Below are 2442 nucleotides of genomic sequence, written 5' to 3' on the forward strand. Positions count from 1 at the left end.
GCGCCGAGGTTGCCCAGTTTCGACATCGCTCAGGCCTCCTTCGGGTCGACAGAGCCGGCGGCAGGACCGGCGGGACGGCGGGTGCGGCGCAGCGGCGGCTTGGCACCCGAACCTGCTCGACGGGGTCGTCGTCCTTCTGTTCACCGACCCGCTGAGTACGCTCCTCGCTCGCCTTCTGTATAAGCCATTCAGAAGGGCGCCGAATCCCTCAGTCTAAGCGGTAAGCCATCATATGTTCTTCGCCCTCGTCCCGCCTCGGTCCACGCAGTCGACCCGAGGCGCACGGAGACTGGCACGCAGCCGCACTGCGCCATCTCTTCAACCGGCGGCCTGAGGCGGTGCGGTCGAGGATCTGCGGCCAGGAACGCAAACGCTGGACCCCGCGCTGCAAGCCCGCCCTTCAGGCCTTCGACTTCACCTTCGACGGCCGACTCCCCGTCGCCCGCCGCTACTCACACCACCCGAGTTACACCGTTGGCTGGACAGACCCACCCAGCCTTCTCAGGCCTTGCTTCTGCACCGAGTCCCACGATGCCTCGCCGCCCGCTGGACCGCCGACGCCTCACCCGAAGGGAACACCCTGATGCTGGAAGAAGCCGAAACGATCGGCCGTTGCGCACAATTCCTCCGCAAGTCGCTGCATGCGTGAGGCGCGCCGGTGCGAGCCTCGCTGTCCGAGGGACCCAGTGTTGTGGCGCAGGCCCTGATGTGCAGCCGTGGAGACGTCCTGCACGCCGCGCAACCCTCATGATCAGGCTCGGCGAAGTCGCTTCTAGCATCGCCTGCCTGCCGCAAGTCAAGGGGTCCGGGCCACCGTGCACGACCTGTCCCGGACCCGCTGTGCACTGGCGCTGTCAACGGTCCCGGCCAGAAACTCACGAGATGCCAAGGCCCTGAAGGTGCTGTATCCCTGGGAAGTGGGCGTGTGCACATCGTTCAACGAGGCCGCCATGCTGCAGCCTTCGGGTGCTCTCGTCCATTTTCGCCCCCGAGTGCACAGCGCTTTAAGTCCAATAACTTGAAACCTGTCACCCACTCCACAACGCCACCGAGGGAAGCCGGACGGAATGCTCCACGCCGGCCTGCCACCGTCGGTTCACTACCTGAGGAAGGGATACCCCATGCACAAGCTGGCACGTCTGGCCGCAGTCACCACGATCGCGGCGGTCATCACAGGCGGAGTTCTCGCCAACCCTGCTTCCGCCAACTCACCACACACCTACACCTGCTCCAATCAGGGCGGCGGACCGAACCACACCGTCAACTGCTCCGGCCTGATAACGGTCGGCGACCTGCTCAGCGACAACAAGGTCAACATCTCGGTCAAGGACATCAACGTGCTCAACGACACCCAGCTCAACACGCTGCAAACGGCGCTGGTCAACGTCTCCAACAACAGCATCTTCTTACCCCTCGCCATTCAGCTCACCAACGTGCAAGGTGCGGTGCTGGACACCTACCTCAGGAACTTCAACGTAACGGTGCTGCCCACCAATGTGGCGGTTTGTGTCGGCAGCATCTGTGTCTGAGCTCCCCCTTTCCCTCATCGGGACCCGGTGACAGGACTGCCCTGCCTCCAGAGCCGAGATGACTCCTCTCTCTGGCTCACCATGGCTGGAGGGTTTCACTGGTCCCGGAGGCATCAACAGGCCGCCGATCAGGGGTGTGCCCAGCGGATTCGCTGGAGGCAATGACACTCTTCGTCGCGCGGATGAGGCGATCGGTGCCGCTGGACGGCCGGGCGAGTACGACCGGCGAGAACACCTGATACGGCATCAGCGGCATCGACGCCTTCCTCGTTCTGGCGTCGGCAAGGGTGACCATCGCGCCACAGACAAAGGTGCACGCCGACCACTTCGGCCTCCCTCCCTACCCCGTCCCGAAGGGCAGTGACTGAAGCGACTGAAGAGTCGACATATCGCGCTGCAGGAGGCGCTGGCCGGGAAGTGCCGATGTGCTGGCCGACCTCCGCTCGCACCGTACGACCGTGCAGGGGCGCCGGGCATGGCCCGCCCCGCACAACCAGCTGGGACGGCGGAGGAACGCCTTGGGCTTGATCTGCTTTGACGGACATCGGAGATCAGGGGCTTCGGCCCCAGAAGGATGATGTCCGTCATGGAGAGCATGGGGAGTAGAAGCCGTGTCCTCGCCGCTCGTTCACGCCGCGGTTCACGGGCCGAGATCGTCGAGGTATGCCGGCGCGGTGACCGCTCAGTTGGCCAGGTCGCCAGGGCTCACGGTGCACCCGTTCAACGAGGCGGAGAAGCAAGCAGGCCACAGCAACAAACGGGCGTGTGACCCGCTGACCGCCTCCCGTGCCGCCTTCTCCTCCCGCCACATCAGCACGCCCGGTCCCCGGCCCGTGCAGGACGCAGAGCCGACCGAGCAGATCACCGCCATCCACACCCAGACCCGGGACGCCTACGGCACCCCGCGCATCCA

General features: G+C 65.2%; 1 protein-coding gene and 1 pseudogene. Both read left to right on the forward strand.

The window, feature by feature from the left end; all coding sequences use genetic code 11:
- Window positions 1-1121 precede the first annotated feature (1121 nt).
- Window positions 1122-1529, forward strand: a complete 408-nt coding sequence (locus ACZ7GZ_RS43025) for a preprotein translocase subunit TatB (protein WP_471033285.1) — start codon at window positions 1122-1124, stop codon at window positions 1527-1529.
- 674 nt (window positions 1530-2203) lie between these two features.
- A pseudogene (locus ACZ7GZ_RS43030) lies at window positions 2204-2442 on the forward strand (hypothetical protein); the annotation flags it as partial.

The sequence above is a fragment of the Streptomyces sp. NPDC037288 genome (assembly GCF_055603265.1).

What these genes read in the sequence shown, in the direction of transcription:
- ACZ7GZ_RS43025 (WP_471033285.1), top strand. Translation starts at nt 1,122, where the DNA reads ATGCACAAGCTGGCACGTCTGGCCGCAGTCACCACGATCGCGGCGGTC.